General features: G+C 32.2%; 15 protein-coding genes. 8 read left to right on the top strand and 7 right to left on the bottom strand.

What is annotated here, in order from left to right:
• The first annotated feature begins 135 nt into the window (after positions 1–135).
• From serS to M9Q43_RS01175, 7 genes are all read left to right on the top strand, one after another.
• The gene (gene serS / locus M9Q43_RS01145; RefSeq protein ID WP_262317143.1) at positions 136–1,407 is read left to right on the top strand and encodes a serine--tRNA ligase; all 1,272 of its coding nucleotides are present in this window, start codon (positions 136–138) and stop codon (positions 1,405–1,407) included.
• 107 nt (positions 1,408–1,514) lie between these two features.
• Positions 1,515–3,263 (top strand): tetratricopeptide repeat protein, encoded by a 1,749-nt coding sequence (locus tag M9Q43_RS01150; RefSeq protein ID WP_262317144.1) that lies wholly within the window; start codon positions 1,515–1,517, stop codon positions 3,261–3,263.
• 29 nt (positions 3,264–3,292) lie between these two features.
• Positions 3,293–3,619 (top strand): DUF4286 family protein, encoded by a 327-nt coding sequence (locus tag M9Q43_RS01155; protein ID WP_262317145.1) that lies wholly within the window; start codon positions 3,293–3,295, stop codon positions 3,617–3,619.
• Between the two features lies 1 nt (position 3,620).
• Positions 3,621–4,400, top strand: coding sequence for a 16S rRNA (adenine(1518)-N(6)/adenine(1519)-N(6))-dimethyltransferase RsmA (gene rsmA / locus M9Q43_RS01160; RefSeq protein ID WP_262317146.1), 780 nt, complete (start codon positions 3,621–3,623; stop codon positions 4,398–4,400).
• The gene (gene mgtE / locus M9Q43_RS01165; protein WP_262317147.1) at positions 4,390–5,742 is read left to right on the top strand and encodes a magnesium transporter; all 1,353 of its coding nucleotides are present in this window, start codon (positions 4,390–4,392) and stop codon (positions 5,740–5,742) included. Before rsmA ends, mgtE begins: the two co-directional genes overlap by 11 nt.
• 67 nt (positions 5,743–5,809) lie before the next feature.
• Entirely contained in the window at positions 5,810–7,417 is a 1,608-nt protein-coding gene (locus tag M9Q43_RS01170; RefSeq protein WP_262317148.1) for a DUF4139 domain-containing protein, read from the top strand.
• 134 nt (positions 7,418–7,551) lie between these two features.
• A complete protein-coding gene (locus tag M9Q43_RS01175; RefSeq protein ID WP_262317149.1) occupies positions 7,552–8,928 on the top strand; it encodes a PQQ-dependent sugar dehydrogenase in 1,377 nt (458 codons plus the stop codon).
• 5 nt (positions 8,929–8,933) lie between these two features.
• Here the strand turns inward: M9Q43_RS01175 and M9Q43_RS01180 are convergent, their stop codons facing one another.
• The 3 genes from M9Q43_RS01180 to M9Q43_RS01190 all read right to left on the bottom strand — a co-directional run bounded on the left by M9Q43_RS01180 (position 8,934) and on the right by M9Q43_RS01190 (position 11,833).
• Positions 8,934–9,974 (bottom strand): aldo/keto reductase, encoded by a 1,041-nt coding sequence (locus M9Q43_RS01180; RefSeq protein WP_262317150.1) that lies wholly within the window; start codon positions 9,972–9,974, stop codon positions 8,934–8,936.
• A 102-nt stretch (positions 9,975–10,076) separates the two neighbouring features.
• Positions 10,077–11,042 (bottom strand): OmpA family protein, encoded by a 966-nt coding sequence (locus M9Q43_RS01185; protein WP_262317151.1) that lies wholly within the window; start codon positions 11,040–11,042, stop codon positions 10,077–10,079.
• A 29-nt stretch (positions 11,043–11,071) separates the two neighbouring features.
• A complete protein-coding gene (locus M9Q43_RS01190; protein ID WP_262317152.1) occupies positions 11,072–11,833 on the bottom strand; it encodes an exodeoxyribonuclease III in 762 nt (253 codons plus the stop codon).
• A gap of 194 nt (positions 11,834–12,027) precedes the next feature.
• Here M9Q43_RS01190 and M9Q43_RS01195 point away from each other — a divergent pair, with 194 nt between their 5' ends.
• Positions 12,028–13,818: a lysophospholipid acyltransferase family protein gene (locus M9Q43_RS01195; RefSeq protein WP_262317153.1), complete on the top strand. Its 1,791-nt coding sequence runs from the start codon at positions 12,028–12,030 to the stop codon at positions 13,816–13,818.
• Positions 13,819–13,855: 37 nt separating this feature from the next.
• On the opposite strand, the gene M9Q43_RS01200 is transcribed toward M9Q43_RS01195, so the two are convergent.
• The 4 genes from M9Q43_RS01200 to M9Q43_RS01215 form a co-directional block, all read right to left on the bottom strand.
• Complete coding sequence (locus M9Q43_RS01200; RefSeq protein ID WP_262317154.1) at positions 13,856–14,329, bottom strand: DUF2752 domain-containing protein; 474 nt, start codon at positions 14,327–14,329, stop codon at positions 13,856–13,858.
• Complete coding sequence (locus M9Q43_RS01205) at positions 14,295–14,681, bottom strand: DUF4234 domain-containing protein (protein WP_262317155.1); 387 nt, start codon at positions 14,679–14,681, stop codon at positions 14,295–14,297. The genes M9Q43_RS01200 and M9Q43_RS01205 overlap by 35 nt, the downstream gene beginning before the upstream one ends.
• An 80-nt stretch (positions 14,682–14,761) precedes the next feature.
• Entirely contained in the window at positions 14,762–15,712 is a 951-nt protein-coding gene (locus tag M9Q43_RS01210) for a 2-hydroxyacid dehydrogenase (RefSeq protein ID WP_262317156.1), read from the bottom strand.
• A 75-nt stretch (positions 15,713–15,787) separates the two neighbouring features.
• Positions 15,788–17,023 (bottom strand): murein hydrolase activator EnvC family protein, encoded by a 1,236-nt coding sequence (locus M9Q43_RS01215; protein ID WP_262317157.1) that lies wholly within the window; start codon positions 17,021–17,023, stop codon positions 15,788–15,790.
• Positions 17,024–17,049 lie beyond the last annotated feature (26 nt).

Consider the following 17,049-nt stretch of genomic DNA (forward strand, 5'->3'; position numbering starts at 1 on the left):
TAGTACAAAATGTTTAATTTTTAAGCAATTTATCACTGAATTTCATATATATACGTAAACCTAATAGCATTTCGTTTTTTTATAGATTTTCTAAATCCAATTTCTTAAATTTGCAACCTTAAAATCCTATATATTATGTTACAGATAGCGTACATTAGAGAAAACAAAGATGAAGTAGTAAAACGATTGGCTAAGAAAAACTTAGATGCTAAAAATGAAATTGAAGAAGTAATTGCATTAGACGAAAAAAGAAGAGCAACTCAAGCAGAATTAGACACTATTAAATCTGAATCGAATAAGCTATCCAAAGATATTGGCGATTTAATGAAAAATGGTGAAAAAGCAAAAGCTGAAATCTTAAAAGAAAAATCAGTTCAACTTCGTGATAAAGACAAAGAGCTTACTGAAGTATTGAATGGTTTTGCCTCAAAATTACAAGAAGAATTATACAAATTACCCAATTTACCAGCAGACATCGTTCCAGAAGGAAAAACTCCTGAGGAAAACCTAAACGTTTTTCAAGAAGGCGACATTCCTAAATTACACGAAGGCGCTTTGCCTCACTGGGAATTAGCAAAAAAATACGATTTAATTGATTTCGAATTAGGTGTTAAAATCACAGGAGCAGGTTTCCCAGTTTATAAAGGAAAATGTGCCAAATTACAGCGTGCTTTGATCACTTATTTCTTAGACAAAAATACAGATGCGGGTTACTTGGAATACCAAGTGCCGCACTTAGTAAACGAAGCTTCTGGTTTTGGAACAGGGCAATTACCAGATAAAGAAGGTCAAATGTACCATGTAGGTGTTGATGATTTATATTTAATTCCAACAGCAGAAGTTCCAGTAACCAATATTTTTAGAGATGTTTTATTAAACGAAAATGATTTACCTGTGCTTTGTACAGGATATACACCTTGTTTCCGTCGTGAAGCAGGTTCGTATGGTGCTCACGTTCGTGGTTTAAATCGTTTACACCAATTTGATAAAGTTGAAATCGTTCGTATTGAACATCCTGATAATTCATACCAAGCATTAGACGGAATGGTGGAACACGTGAAAGAAATTTTACAAGAATTAAAATTACCATACAGAATTTTACGTTTATGTGGTGGTGATATGAGTTTTGCTTCTGCTTTAACGTATGATTTTGAAGTGTATTCAACTGCGCAAGAGCGTTGGTTAGAAATTAGTTCGGTTTCTAACTTTGAAACGTTTCAAGCAAATCGTTTAAAATTACGTTTCAAAGACAAAGAAGGTAAAAACCAATTAGCACACACGTTGAACGGAAGTTCATTGGCTTTACCAAGAGTATTGGCTGGAATTTTAGAAAACTATCAAACGCCTGAAGGTATCGTAGTTCCTGAAGTTTTAAGAAAATACACTGGATTTGATATTATCAACTAAACGTTAATCTTTATAAAATAATGTACTAATTTGACACTAAAAAGTGTTACTTTAGTACATTATTTGTTTTATTTATGTTGCAAAAAATTGTTTTTATTGTTCTCTTTATGACTTCGTTTTGGGTTTCGGCACAAAACGAGCAATTGGCCCTACAATATTTTGATGATGGCGAATTTGAAAAAGCTTTAACCATTTTTGAAGAAAATTTACAAAAGCAACCTTCCAATTTTTTCTTTTTTCAAAAAACATTGGAGTGCTATCAACAATTAAAACAATACAATAAAGCCGAAGAAATTATTTTAAAAAGAAAAGAAAAATACAACCCTCCAATGTTAATTGTTGAACTGGGCTACAATTTTCAATTACAAAAAAAAGGTGACGAAGCAAAAAAACAATACAATTTAGTCATATTAGAAGTAGAAAAAGAACCAAATTTCGCTTATCAAGTAGCTAATTCTTTTGAAAAGAAAGTCTTGTTAGATTGGGCAATAAAAACGTATGAAACCGCGCAAAAAGTAAATCCTAACTTAAATTTTGATTACCAAACGGCTCTACTACAAGGACAATTAGGAAATTTGGATTTAATGTTAGAAAAATTGCTCGATTATGGTTACAAAAATCAAGAAAATACCGCATTAGTTCAAAATCAATTGAGTCGATATTTAATGGATGATACCGAAGGCACTTTTGCTGATGCCATCAAGAAAAGCTTACTTTTAAAAACACAAAAATCGCAAGATGTATATTGGAATCAATCGTTAAGTTGGTTATTTGTGCAGCAAAAAGAATATGGCAAAGCATTTGTTCAAGAAAAAGCAGTTTACAAACGAAATCCTGAAAGTTTTTACAACATTGTAACGCTCGCTCGATTAGCTATCGAAGAAAAACAAAACGAAGATGCAACCACAATTCTAACTTTCGTTTTAGAAAATACACAAGATTTGGAATTACAAATGCAAGCACATCATTTTCTACTTTCGATGGAAATTGAATCGGCTTTGCAAAAAGAATATGCTACAATCGATTTAAAACTGCAAGATTTACTAAAAAAATACGGAATTAGTCCGTATTCATTAGACTTACAAATTCTTTCAGCCCATTTTAAAACGTTTTATTTGAATCAATCAAAATTAGGAATCGAATTATTACAAAACGCCCTAAAATTGCCATTAAATCTGAGAGAACAAGCAGAAGTTAAAATGGAATTGGCTGATATTATGGTCTATGATGAAAAATTCAATCAAGCCATTTTATATTATGCACAAGTAGAAGACAACATGAAAAATGATGTTTTAGCACACGAAGCCAGCCTAAAATTAGCTAAAGCCAACTTCTATAAAAAAGATTTTGATTGGACTTTACAACAAGTAAAAAACCTCAAACAATCATCTAGTTTACTAATTGCAAATGATGCTGTTGAACTGTTTTTACTTATTCAAGACAACTCTATTGAAGACAGTTTACGCGTGGCATTACAAGCTTACGCAAAAGCAGATTTACAATTGTACCAAAAGAAAAACGAAGAAGCGCTTCAATCATTTTTAACTATTTTAGAAAAACACAAAGGTGAAAGCATTGAAGACGAAACCTTGTTAAAAATAGCAGATATCTATTATCAAAAGAAAGATTATTTAAAAGCATTAAGCTATTATCAAAATATTTTAGACAATCATAAAGAAGAAATTTACATTGATGAAGCCTTATTCTTTTCGGCAGAAATTTACAGAAAACATCTTTTAGACAACGAAAAAGCTAAACCTTTGTATGAAAAAATGGTTTTAGAACATCCAGACAGTTTGTATTATACCGAAAGTAGAAAACAATATCGAACTTTAAGAGGCGATACGACGATTTAGAGAAAAGAAGAAACGATTAAACAAGAATAATGATTATATATAACGTAACAGTAAACGTAGACGAAAGCATTCACAACGATTGGTTAAAATGGATGCAAAATAAACATATTAACGATGTTCTAGCAACAGGTTTATTTACCAATGCTAAAATGGTTCGAGTAGTGGTGGAAGAAGAAATGGGTGGCACAACTTATGCTGTGCAATATTTCACTGATTCCAGAGCAAAGTTAGAAGACTATTACCAAAATCATGCACCAAGATTACGCCAAGAAGGGCTACATCTTTTTGCAGATAAAATGCTAGCTTTTAGGACTGAGTTGGAAGTAATGGGAGAATTCTACGGAGAAACAAATTAAAATGGAAAAAGTAAGCGCAAAAAAACACTTAGGACAACATTTCCTAAAAGACGAAAGTATCGCAAAAGATATTGCCGATACACTTTCGCTGGAAGGCTATTCAAAAATTTTGGAAATTGGTCCAGGAATGGGTATTTTAACCAAATATTTATTAGACAAACCAACCGAAACCTTTGTAATTGAAATCGACAAAGAATCAGTGGAATATTTGGGTGTTCACTTTCCAAAATTAGAAAATCATATCATCTCGAAAGATTTTTTAAAATACAATTTAAACGAGGTTTTTAATAACGAACCTTTTGCAATCATTGGAAATTTCCCGTACAATATTTCAACACAGATTGTATTCAAAACCTTGGAAATGCGCGATCAAATTCCGGAATTTGCAGGTATGTTTCAGAAAGAAGTTGCCCAACGTATTTGCGAAAAAAAAGGAAGTAAAGTCTACGGGATTTTGTCGGTTTTAACACAAGCCTTTTATGAAGCAGAATATTTGTTTACGGTTCCACCCAATGTTTTTAATCCACCACCAAAAGTAGATTCAGGTGTATTACGATTAAGAAGAAAAGCAGATTATTCATTACCATGTGATGAAAAAATGTTCTTTAGAGTAGTAAAAACTGCCTTTCAACAGAGAAGAAAAACATTGCGAAATAGTTTAAAAACATTCAATTTTTCTGATAATTTAAAATTAGACACTATCTTTGACCTCCGTCCGGAGCAATTAACGGTGGAACAATTTATAGATATTACCCAAAAAATAGCAGCCGATGGAGTTTAAAATCAGCAGAGAGTTTCTAACTGAAATAGAACAACTTATAAGTGAAAACAAGTCGCAAGAATTACTTTTGCTTCTTGAAGATATTCACTTTGCTGATATTGCCGAAATCATGGAAGAACTCGATGATTACGGCGCTTCTTATATTTTCAACACCTTAGATTCTGAAAAAACAGCTGAAATTCTTCTAGAATTAGATGAAGAAGTTCGTGAAAAAATCTTGCGCGGTTTATCTCCAAAAGAAATTGCTGAAGAGCTTGACGAATTAAGCACAGATGACGCAGCCGACATTATTGCCGAGTTACCGCAACATAAAAAAGAGCAAGTAATTTCGGAATTAGAAGACGTTGAACACGCCAAAGACATTGTAGATTTATTACGCTACGATGAAGACTCTGCCGGTGGTTTAATGGGAAAAGAGTTAGTGAAAGTCAACGAAAACTGGAATGTTTTAACTTGCGTAAAAGAAATGCGCGCACAAGCCGAAAACGTTTCAAGAGTGCATTCCATTTATGTGGTTGATGACGAAGAACGATTAAAAGGCCGTTTATCATTAAAAGATTTATTGACAACCTCAACAAAAACGCCTATTAGTGATGTTTACATCAAAAAAGTAGATTACGTAAAAGTAGACACAAAAGATGTTGAAGTTGCCCGAATTATGCAAAAATACGACTTGGAAGCCATTCCAGTTGTAGATGAATTAGGTCGTTTAGTTGGTCGCATTACCATTGACGATATTATCGATGTCATCAAAGAAGAAGCCGACAAAGATTACCAGTTAGCAGCGGGTATCTCGCAAGACGTTGAAGCCGACGATAGCGTTTTGGAACTTACAAAAGCGCGATTACCTTGGTTGGTTTTAGCTTTATTTGGTGGATTCATTTCAGTACATGTTTTAGGGATTTTCGAACCGGTAATGGACTTACATCGCGAATTATTTTTCTTTACGCCACTAATTGCCGCAATGGCAGGAAATGTGGGCGTTCAATCTTCTGCGATTATTGTACAAGGTTTGGCTAACAATACTATTATTGGTCCGATTGTGGAACGATTATTAAAAGAACTTTCTTTGAGTTTATTAAACGGAATTATCCTTTCTGTAATTTTATTAGTAGGTAGCTATTTCTTATTGGGCTACGAAATTCATGTGGGTTATACCGTTTCAATTGCTTTACTTTCGGTAATTATTATGGCGTCTTTAATTGGGACTTTTATCCCAATTATCTTAAACAAATATGGAGTTGACCCCGCGTTAGCAACAGGTCCATTCATCACTACAAGTAACGATATCTTAGGAATTTTAACCTATTTTACGATTGCTAAAATTATTTTAGGAATTTAATTTCACTCACTTTCCAACCTTTTACATTTTATTTCACTCTATACTAGAAACACTAAAGTTTATAGAGATGAAAAAAATACTTCTGATTACATTATTATGTTTTTCGACAATCACATTTGCTCAAAAACCAATTTTTACAACCGCTAAAATTAAAAGTGCAACCGTTTATAGCAATTCAGCTGAATTATTACAATCAGCTTTCGTAACACTCCCTTCCGGAACTAGTGAGATTGTTATTAAAAATGTTGCTGATTATGTAAATGAGAATACCATTCAAATTGGTGCTCCGTCTAATGTTACAGTTTTATCGGTTCAGTTTACACGCAATTTTATTTCGGAATATGAAATTGATGAAAGCAATCCGATGATTAAAAGAGTTCGTGATAGTATTATGCTTATCGAAAAAGAAATGGGAAAAATTGCCAATGAAAAAGTATCCTATTCCAAAACGATTGATTTATTAGATAAAAATCAAAATGTTGCTGGGCAAAATTCAGGTTTAAATGTATCTGAGTTAATCAAATTAGTGGATTATTACAGAGCTAAACGAAACGAGTTAAGTAATTTGGTTGATGTTCTTATCGAAAAGGAAAACAAGTTAAAAGACAAACTATCAAAACTGAATTCTAAATTAGAATTGAATACTCAAAAACAAGAAAAATCTTCGCAAGGTAAATTAGTGCTACAAGTTATGACTGATGTTGCAAGTTCAGTTAATTTAGATATCAATTACCTTACAAACAACGCTTCGTGGTCACCATTTTACGATTTACGTGCCGACAACATCAACTCGCCAATCAACTTAATGTACAAAGCAAAAGTGGCACAAAACACAGGAATTGATTGGAAAAAAGTAAAACTAACACTTTCAAGTGGTAATCCAAATCAAAATAACACTGCCCCAATTTTACAAGCTTGGTTTTTGAGATATGGTTATCCAAGAACATATGGTTATGATAATAGCAACGTAAAACTAAATACGGTTGTGGTGTCTGGTTATATGAAAAAAGATAAAGCAGAATTGGATGAATCTTCTATTTCAAATTACACAACAATTAATGAAAACCAATTAAATATTTCTTTTGATATAGATATTCCATATGACATTTTATCCAATGGAAAAGCACATAGTGTTGCCTTGAAAGATTTAAAATTACCAGCAACTTACAAATATTACGCCGTTCCAAAAGCAGAAAAAGAAGCCTTCTTATTAGCTGAAATTAGTGAGTATTCTAAATTCAATTTGTTACCTGGAGAAGCCAATATTATTTTCGAAGGTATGTATGTAGGCAAAACCATGATCAATCCAAATCAAACTTCAGATACATTGAATTTGAGTATGGGAAGAGATAAAAAAATTGCCATCAAACGAGAAAAAATTGCGGATAAATCGGGAACTAAATTCTTGTCGGGATATAAAGAACAAACTTTTACTTACGATATCACCGTAAAAAACAACAAAAAAGAAGCAATTGAAATGTTGTTGAAAGATCAATATCCAATTAGCACCGATAAAGAAATTACCATCGAACTGTTAGACAACGGAAAAGCAAAAGTGAACACAGAAACCGGAATTCTAACTTGGGATGTGAAACTCAACGCTGGAGAAACTAAGAAATTCAGAATCAGTTATAAGGTCAAATATCCAAAGGATAAGTTTATAGATAATTTGTAATCACTAACCCTAGTGAATAAAAGCGTAAAGAGTGTAAAAATTCTTTGCGCTTTTTTATGTTACAAATGTAAATTACTGAAAATGAATTGTTTTAAAAAAAATTTCTTAAATTTAGAAACTCAAAACTACCAATTATGAAAACAATACTACTTTTTAGTTTAACAATGATGTCATTTTTTGGACAGTCACAAACCATCACTTTACAGTCATTTGCAACTGGTTTTGATAGCCCAGTTGAAATTACAAACGCTGGAGATTCACGCTTATTTGTTGTTCAAAAAGGAGGATTAATTAGAATATTAAATTCCAATGGATCCATAAATACAACTCCATTTTTAAACCTTTCTACCCTAATTTCTTCAGATGGTGAACGCGGATTACTAGGTTTAGCTTTTCATCCAAACTATGCTGCAAATGGATATTTCTTTGTCAATTATACCAATACTTCTGGAAATACAGTTATTGCAAGATATTCTGTAAATTCAGGAAACCCAGATATTGCCAACATCACAGGAACAATTTTAATGACAATATCACAACCTTATACCAATCACAATGGCGGAAGTATAAAATTTGGCGCTGATGGCTATCTATACATAGGCATGGGAGATGGTGGAAGTGGAGGTGATCCTGGAAATAGAGCTCAAAACATCAATGAAAATTTAGGTAAAATGTTACGCATTGATGTCAATTCTACTATATCGCCATTTTATACAAGTCCAGCAACAAATCCATATGTTGGAGTGGCTGGTAACGATGAAATTTGGGCAATAGGATTAAGAAACCCATGGAAATTTTCATTCAACAGATTAAATGGCGATTTATGGATTGCCGATGTAGGTCAAGGTGCCATTGAAGAAATTAATAAAATTGTAAACCCATTACCAAACACTGGAATTAATTTTGGTTGGAGATGTTACGAAGGAAATTCAACTTATAATACTTCAGGTTGTGCGCCTTCAAGCACTATGACGTTTCCGTTTGCTCAATATGCTCGTTCTGGCGGAGCTTGTTCGGTAACTGGTGGTTATTTTTATACAGGTTCAACTTATCCAAATTTCCAAAATCATTATTTTTTTACTGATTATTGTGATGATAAAATTAGAATGGTTAATAGTGCTGGAGTCATAACAACTACAACTTCGTTTTCTGGAAATAACTTTGTTACTTTTGGTGAAGATATGAATGGTGAATTATACATTGCAGGAATTTCTTCGGGAACAATTTATAAAATAATCGATTCATCTTTAAGTAGTTCTGATTTTGAAAACAACGGTTTTTCATTGTATCCAAATCCTGCTAAAGAATCGTTTACTATAAAGAGTTCAACGTCTAATTTTGCCACTAAAATTGATGTTATTGACTTAACCGGAAAATTACTTTTTACTAAAGAATTAAGTTCAATTCCTGAAAACACTATTGCTACATCACCATTATCAAAAGGAATTTACTTAATTTCTGTTGAAACCACTAATGGAACCAATTACACAACAAAATTAATTGTTGAATAACTAATTTAAGGCGCCGGATTCGGAATTAATTCCTGTATTTTCTCTATTTCAGCTACAATTTCGTCTAATAAAATTGTGTCAAAAGCCTGAATGTTTTCTTGCAATTGTTCCATAGTTGTAGCGCCAATAATAGTTGAAGTCACAAATTTTTGGCGATGCACAAAAGCAATTGCCATTTGGGTTAATGTTAAACCGTTAGCTTCTGCTAATTCTTTGTATAATTTAGTTGCTTTGAAACAATTTTCATTGGTATAACGAACAAAATTTGGAAACAATTTCATGCGAGAATTTTCTGGATAACCGTTTAAATATTTCCCAGATAAAAACCCGAAACCAAGTGGAGAATACGCTAATAATCCAACATTTTCACGCATTCCAATTTCAGACAAACCAACTTCATACAAACGATTCAACAATGAAAATGGATTTTGAATCGTTGCAATTCTTGGTAAACCGTGTTTTTCACTTTCCATTAAAAAACGCATTACGCCCCACGGATTTTCATTTGAAAGTCCAATATGTTTAATTTTTCCTTCTTTAATTAATCCGTCGTAAACCGTTAGTACATCAAAAATATTATCTTGCCATTTTGGATCTAATTCTTGAACACCACGTTTTTGAAACATATTCATGATGCGTTCAGGCCAATGCATTTGATATAAATCGATATAATCGGTTTGAAGGTTTTTTAAACTTAATTCTACCGCTTCGTGAATACTTTTCTTTGAAAAATCTAATGGCTGACGAATGTACTCCATTCCACGATTTGGCCCCGCAATTTTAGTAGCTAAAACCAGTTTTTCGCGTTCTGAAGCACCTATTTTCTTTATCCAAGTTCCGATGTGACGCTCAGTATTCCCAAAAATTTGAGCGTTTCCGCCAATAGGATACATTTCGGCAGTATCAATAAAATTAATTCCTTTTTCAAGGGCATAATCTAATTGATTGTGCGATTCACTTTCGGTATTTTGATTCCCAAAAGTCATAGTTCCTAAACAGATTTTGCTGACTTTTAGTTCGGTATTGGGTAGTGTTGTGTAGTTCATTTCAGAATTTGAAAATTTAAAGTCCAAAGTTACAAAGTTTCACCCAAAGAAAAAGGCTTGAATTTGAAACTCAAGCCTTTTTTATCAATCTTTTATGAAATGTTATAGTTCATTCAACATTTTAGAAATCTCATCTAATTTAGGCGTTAAGATGATTTCGATTCTTCTGTTTTTTGCTTTTCCTTCTGCAGTTTCGTTGCTCATTAATGGCGCATATTCACCACGACCCGCAGCTGTTAAGTTTTCTTTTTTCACTTTAGCATTCGCTGATAAAATATTTACAATTGCTGTAGCACGTTTTGTAGATAAATCCCAGTTATTCTCTACTCCACCACCGATAGTTCCTGTGATTTTATCATTATCAGTATGCCCTTCAATTAAAACAGAAATGTCTGGATTATCTCCTAAAACTTTCCCAACTAAATCCACTGCTTTTTTTCCTTCTGAACCAACTGTCCAACTTCCTGATTCAAAAAGTAATTTATTTTCCATAGAAACATACACTTTTCCATCTCTTTCAGTTACGGTCAAACCTTTACCTTCAAAAGCTTTTAAGGATTTAGATAAAGTTTCTTTTAGTTTTTTCATAGCCGCTTCTTTGTCAGCCATCATTTTTTCTAATTCGGCTAAACGAGTTGACGAAGCTTCTAAATCTTTTTTCAATTTGTTTAAACGATCTTGTTCTGCTGCTAAAGCTTTTTGTTTTGCTTCTAACTCGGCTAACAATTGTCTATTTTTATTGATATTAGCTTCTAATGCATCGTTGCTATCTTTTTCAAGTGCTGCGTAAGACGCTTTCAAATTATCTAAATTCTTTTTTGTAGCAGCATAATCTGCAGCTAATTTATCGCGTTCCGCTTTTGTTTTATCTAATTCCGTTTGAAGATTGTTTTTGTCTAATTCCAACTGATTTTTATCGGTTTTAAGCAACCCATTTTCGTCAGATAAAGCGTTGTGTTCTTTCTTTAAATCGGCATATTTGTTTTCTAAATCTTGGTAGATTTTTTTAGAAACACATGAAGTAGTTAAACTTAAAACTACACAAGCAAGGGCAATTTTTCTAATCATTAGTATTATCGTTTTTGATTAATTGATTCTTATTTTATTTCTACTAAAACTGGGCAATGGTCGGAATGTTTGGCTTCGGGCAAAATTAGTGCTCTTTGAATTTTATCTTTCAAAGGTTCGGCTGCCAAACAATAATCGATTCTCCAACCTTTATTATTATTTCGAGCGTTGGCTCTGTAACTCCACCAACTGTAATTGTGTGGTTCTTTGTTTAAATGACGAAAGGTATCTATAAATCCGCTTTTCATGAAACCATCTAACCAAGCGCGTTCTTCTGGTAAAAAACCAGAAATTTTTGCGTTTCTAATTGGGTCATGAATATCAATAGCTTCATGACAAATGTTATAATCGCCACAAATTACCAAGTTTGGAACTTCTTTTTTCAACTCATTAACATAGTTTTGAAAATCATCCATGAACATGAACTTATGCTCTAATCTATCAATATTTGTGCCAGATGGAAGATACAAACTCATAACTGAAACATCTTCAAAATCTACTCGTAAATTTCTTCCTTCAAAATCCATGTGCTGAATTCCAGTTCCGAAAACTACATTTTTAGGCTCGATTTTTGACAAAATAGCCACACCACTATATCCTTTCTTTTCTGCTGGAAAATAATATTGATACGGATAACCTGCTGCTTCAATTTCGATTTTAGGAATTTGGTCTTCTGTAGCTTTAATTTCTTGAAGACAAATAACATCGGGATTTGCTTGTTGTAACCATTCTAAAAAACCTTTGGTAATGGCTGCACGAATTCCGTTAACGTTGTATGATATGATTTTCATTTACTACTATAGCTTTTGACCAAATATAGGAAAAAGGTTTTAAATAGTAAAGCACAAAAACGACACAATTTATAATCTATTAATTATCAGAACACTAAAAAATATAACAAATTTGTGATTTTAAATATAATGCCAAATAGCGCTCAATTCAACAGAATTGCTATCTTTGTTTCTTGCTCAAAAACAAATTATAAATGGGTTTAGTTACTGCTAAAGAAGTTGCAAAAGCGATTAACGCTGACAAATACGGAGTTTTCGGGACTTTTTCTGGCTGGCTATTGATGAAAGTGCTTAAAATTTCAACTTTAAACAAAATTTATGACCGAAATAAGCATTTAAGCGAAGTTGAATTTTTGAATGCCATTTTAGATGAGTTTCAAATTAAATTTGAAATTCCAGAAGAAGATTTAAAACGTTTACCAAAAGACGGTGCATATATAACCATTTCTAATCATCCATTAGGAGGAATTGATGGCATTTTACTTTTGAAATTAATGCTTGAAAGAGAACCAAATTTCAAAATTATTGCTAACTTTTTATTGCACAGAATCGAACCGATGAAGCCGTATATTATGCCGGTAAATCCGTTTGAAAATCACAAAGATGCTAAATCGAGCGTTATTGGAATTAAAGAAACTTTACGTCATTTAAGTGACGGAAAACCACTTGGAATGTTTCCTGCTGGAGAAGTTTCAACATATAAAGACGGAAAATTAGTGGTAGATAAACCTTGGGAAGAAGGTGCTATCAAAGTTATTCGTAAAGCACAAGTTCCTGTTGTCCCTATTTATTTTCATGCTAAGAATAGTAAATTATTTTACTTCTTATCAAAAATCAATGACACACTTAGAACCGCTAAATTACCAAGTGAATTATTAACTCAAAAAGATCGAGTTATTAAGGTTCGCATTGGAAAACCTATTTCAGTAGCAGAACAAAACGAATATCAAGATATTGAAAGTTATGGTGATTTCTTACGTAAGAAAACCTATATGCTTTCGAATGCTTTTGAGGATGAAAGTAAAATTAATTTACCAAAATTAACGATTCCAAAACCTCCTAAACAAATTGCTAAACCTGCAAATCATAGTGAAATTATCGAAGAAATTGCATTTCTCAAAAAAGGTGATTATCGTTTATTACAAAGTAAAAATTATGAGGTTTTCTTTGTAACTGCTGATAAAATTCCGAATATTTTGCATGAAATTGGTCGTTTGAGAGAGATAACATTTAGAGAAGTTGGTGAAGGAACTAACGAATCGTTAGATTTAGATGCCTACGATAAATATTACCACCACATGTTTTTGTGGGACGATGAAACACAATGTATTGCAGGTGCTTATCGAATGGGATTAGGTTCTCACATCTATCCAAAACATGGAATTGATGGTTTTTATTTGCATGAATTGTTTCGTTTTGAACCCGAATTGTATGATATGATGAGTAAATCTATCGAAATGGGTAGAGCGTTTATCATCAAAGAATACCAAATGAAACCCATGCCATTATTTTTACTGTGGAAAGGAATTGTACATACTACACTTCATTTTCCTGAACATAAATATTTAATTGGTGGTGTGAGTATTAGTAATCAATTTTCGGATTTTTCTAAGTCATTGATGATTGAGTTTATGAAATCGCATTACTACGATCCGTATATTGCGCAATATGTTCATCCAAAAAAGGAATATAAAGTAAAACTAAAAGATGCCGACAAGGACTTCGTATTCAACGAAACGGAAGCCGATTTGAATAAATTTGATAAAATAATTGATGAAGTAGAACCTGGAAATCTTCGTTTACCCGTTTTAATCAAAAAATACATCAAACAAAACGCTAGAGTGGTAGCATTTAACGTTGACCCATTATTTAACAACTCAGTTGATGGCTTAATGTACATTAAAATTTCTGACTTACCTGAAAGCACCGTAAAACCCGTTATGGAAGAATTTCAAGCGGAATTGGAAAGAAAAGAGAAAGGATAAAAAATAAATAAAAATGGCTTACAATTGTAAGCCATTTTTATTTCCAAATACTTTGTTGTACAATATCATTCCATGAATTTTCTTGTACAAAAAGAATTAATCTTATAACGTGATATCCTATCAAAAAAGCCGCTAAATAATACGCCAACTTTCGGTGGTAGAACCATTTTCTAAAGTATGTATTTTTTGTTTGGATTTCTACCAAAAAAAGAAAAATTATAAAAAAACAAAAACCAACAACCAAAGGTCCGAAAAGATGAAAATTCAAGCTTTTCCATAAATTTCCATCATAAAAATAAACGATTGATTTCGTAATTCCACATGACGGACATGGAAAGCCTGTAGTGGCTTTTAATGGACAAAATGATTGCTCTTTATCTAAAGAATTATTCGTGTTTTGAAGCCATAAAACAAAAGGTATTACAAGTGTTAAAACCGCACCTGTAATACCTAAAATTCTATTTAAAACAAAGTTTTTAATTGTATAATCTATTGATGTCTCCTTGAACAATCATTGCAGCTGCGAAAGGAAAGAATAAACCTAAAATGATTAACAAAGTAGATTGATCTTTATTTAATTCTCCTGTTCTTTTATAAACATCTGGCAAACCATCTTTACCTAAAACGTAATAAAAATATAGATTTACTGGTAAACAACATCCAGAAAAAACGGCTACTGGTGTAGAAATCACCTCTTTGTTTGATACTGCATTTACAACTTCAGCCACTTTAATATTCCAGTAGATTAGGTACAATCCACAAGTTATAAAACTTAACAATAATACAATAATTGGGTCAACTTTGAATACCGGAATGTTGCCGTTTGGCTGATTCCAAGTTTCTTGTTGGTTAGTTACTTCCATTTTTTCTGTTTTTTTGGTTAGTTGTACGAATATATAAAAATATAAGTAATAAGTCTAATACATGTAAAAAAGTTACAAAATTAAATGTAAATATTCTTTATTTTATCTGCAATAGTTTGTGCTAATTTTTGATGACTTTCAAATGTCCAACCCGCAATATGGGGTGTTAACAATACATTTTTAGCTTGTAATAAATATTCAAAGGCTTTTGGTTTTTCTCCTTCAAACAACGTTTCAAAAGACAGCTTTTCGTATTCTAAAACATCTAAACCAGCGCCTAAAATTTTTCCAGATTGTAAAGCTTCAACCAAATCTACTGTTACAACCGAATTTCCTCTTGCCGTATTAATAAACCAAAATGACTTTTTGAATTTATTAATAAAATCTGCATTTATCATCTTATCGGTTTCAAGAGTCCATGGTGTATGTAAACTTAAAACATCAGCTCTTTCTTGTAATTCACTTAGAGAAACCTGAGTTGCATTTGCATCTCCCATATCCTGTAAAATATCATAACATAAAACGGTTACGTCAAATCCTCGTAATTTTTTAGCGAATGATTTTCCCATGTTTCCATAACCAATAATTCCAATCGTTTTACCTTCTAATTCGTGTCCGCGATTGGCCTCGCGTTTCCATTGCCCAGATTTAACTTCGTTATTAGCTTTGTTTAGATTATTAAAAAGGGACAATAACATTCCGATAGCATGTTCACCAACTGCATTTGCATTTCCTTCTGGAGCAGCAATTAAATGAATTCCTTTCGCAGTTGCGTAATCACAATCGATACTTTCTAAACCAGCTCCAACACGTGCAATAAATTGTAAATTTGTGGCTTTATCTAAAAATGTTTTATCAATTTTGAAGCGACTTCTGATGACAATTCCGTGGTAGTTTTCAATTTTGGCTTCTATTTCTTGTTTGGATGAAGTAAAATCGACTTCGTTATGAAAACCGAATGATTGCAACTGTTCCCAAAGTAACGGATGATTGCTATCAATGTGAAGAATTTTTATGTGTGACAAATTCATTTTATTCAATTATAGGATAAAAATACAAGAAATTATAATTCAAAAAAAATGAGGCCAAATGACCTCATTCTTATTTTATAAATTTAACCAAGTTTCTGGATTTAACGTTGTGGTATTTTGTAGTACTAAAAATTTAATTACCGCACTACCCGAAGAATCGGTATGAATTTTTCCAATATTTTGTTTGATTGTCACTTTTTGACCTTTACTCACGCTTACCGAAGATAAATTCAAATAAACGGTAATAAAATCTCCATGCTGAATATAAACTGCTTTGTTGTTTGCCGAAATTACTTGAACTTGCAATACTTCGCCACCAAAAACAGCTCTTGCAGAAGAACCTGGTTTTGTTGAAATTTCAACACCACTATTATGAATGGTCAAATTTTTATGAACAGGATGCGGTTGATCGCCATGTTTTAACGAAATATAACCATCAACTACTGGCCAAGGCAATTTTCCTTTATTTGCTTTAAAGTTGTCTGAAACCACTTTACCTTCAGCTGATAAAACAAATTTTGATGCTTCTTTAGTTCCTGCTTTTGGCGCAGCGGTTCCAGTTTTTGCAGCATTTCTTTTGTTCGCAGCAGCAATTTCGTCAGCAATAATTTTTTTGATTTTTTTATCAATATCTTTTGCCTCTTTTTGCTTTTTATCAATTTCAGCAGCTAATTTTTTCTTATCTTTTTGAATTAGTTTTACCAAGCGTTCTTGTTCTTGCTTTTCTTTTTCTAATTCTTGCTTTTCTTTTTCGGTTTGTTTAAGAACAATTTCTTTTTCTTTTTTGCTCTCTGTTAAGCGCTTTTCTGCATCAACTAACCTTTTTTGCTTTTCTTTTATTTCTTCACCTTGCATTTTTCTAAAACCTGCATACTGCTTCATGTATTGAATACGTTTATAAGCTTGAAGAAAATTTTCTGAAGATAAAACAAACATAATTCTGCTTTGTTCGTTTCTACTTTTGTATGATTTCACAATCATTTTTTCATAATCTTCGCGTAAAACTTTTAACTCTCTATTCAGTTTATTCATTTCGAGTTGCGTCAAATAAATATCATCGCTCAATAAACGCGTCTGCTTTGCTGTTGTGTTAAGCAATTTTTGTCTTAAACTAATTAGTCCTTTTTGCTGATCAATTTGTTTTAAAACTGATTTTTCTTTTTTCTTTTCGGATTCTAAACGTGCTTTATTATCAGCAATTTCTTTTAAAATTTGCGCTTTTTTTTCCTCTAATTTTTGCTGTTCAGAAGTTTGAGCAAAAGCAATAGAAGTAATAAAAAAGAAAAAAAGTATTTTTAAAAATTGGTTCATGCACTTTGGATTTTTACAAAGGTAGT

This window comes from Flavobacterium odoriferum, from assembly GCF_025499515.1.
Lineage (GTDB): Bacteria > Bacteroidota > Bacteroidia > Flavobacteriales > Flavobacteriaceae > Flavobacterium > Flavobacterium odoriferum.

Coding starts and splice junctions, on each gene's coding strand:
- serS (WP_262317143.1), top strand. CDS start 136: ATGTTACAGATAGCGTACATTAGAGAAAACAAAGATGAAGTAGTAAAA.
- M9Q43_RS01190 (WP_262317152.1), bottom strand. CDS start 11,833: ATGAAAATCATATCATACAACGTTAACGGAATTCGTGCAGCCATTACC.
- M9Q43_RS01170 (WP_262317148.1), top strand. CDS start 5,810: ATGAAAAAAATACTTCTGATTACATTATTATGTTTTTCGACAATCACA.
- M9Q43_RS01150 (WP_262317144.1), top strand. CDS start 1,515: ATGACTTCGTTTTGGGTTTCGGCACAAAACGAGCAATTGGCCCTACAA.
- M9Q43_RS01210 (WP_262317156.1), bottom strand. CDS start 15,712: ATGAATTTGTCACACATAAAAATTCTTCACATTGATAGCAATCATCCG.
- M9Q43_RS01155 (WP_262317145.1), top strand. CDS start 3,293: ATGATTATATATAACGTAACAGTAAACGTAGACGAAAGCATTCACAAC.
- M9Q43_RS01195 (WP_262317153.1), top strand. CDS start 12,028: ATGGGTTTAGTTACTGCTAAAGAAGTTGCAAAAGCGATTAACGCTGAC.
- M9Q43_RS01215 (WP_262317157.1), bottom strand. CDS start 17,023: ATGAACCAATTTTTAAAAATACTTTTTTTCTTTTTTATTACTTCTATT.
- mgtE (WP_262317147.1), top strand. CDS start 4,390: ATGGAGTTTAAAATCAGCAGAGAGTTTCTAACTGAAATAGAACAACTT.
- M9Q43_RS01175 (WP_262317149.1), top strand. CDS start 7,552: ATGAAAACAATACTACTTTTTAGTTTAACAATGATGTCATTTTTTGGA.
- M9Q43_RS01180 (WP_262317150.1), bottom strand. CDS start 9,974: ATGAACTACACAACACTACCCAATACCGAACTAAAAGTCAGCAAAATC.
- M9Q43_RS01185 (WP_262317151.1), bottom strand. CDS start 11,042: ATGATTAGAAAAATTGCCCTTGCTTGTGTAGTTTTAAGTTTAACTACT.
- M9Q43_RS01205 (WP_262317155.1), bottom strand. CDS start 14,681: ATGGAAGTAACTAACCAACAAGAAACTTGGAATCAGCCAAACGGCAAC.
- rsmA (WP_262317146.1), top strand. CDS start 3,621: ATGGAAAAAGTAAGCGCAAAAAAACACTTAGGACAACATTTCCTAAAA.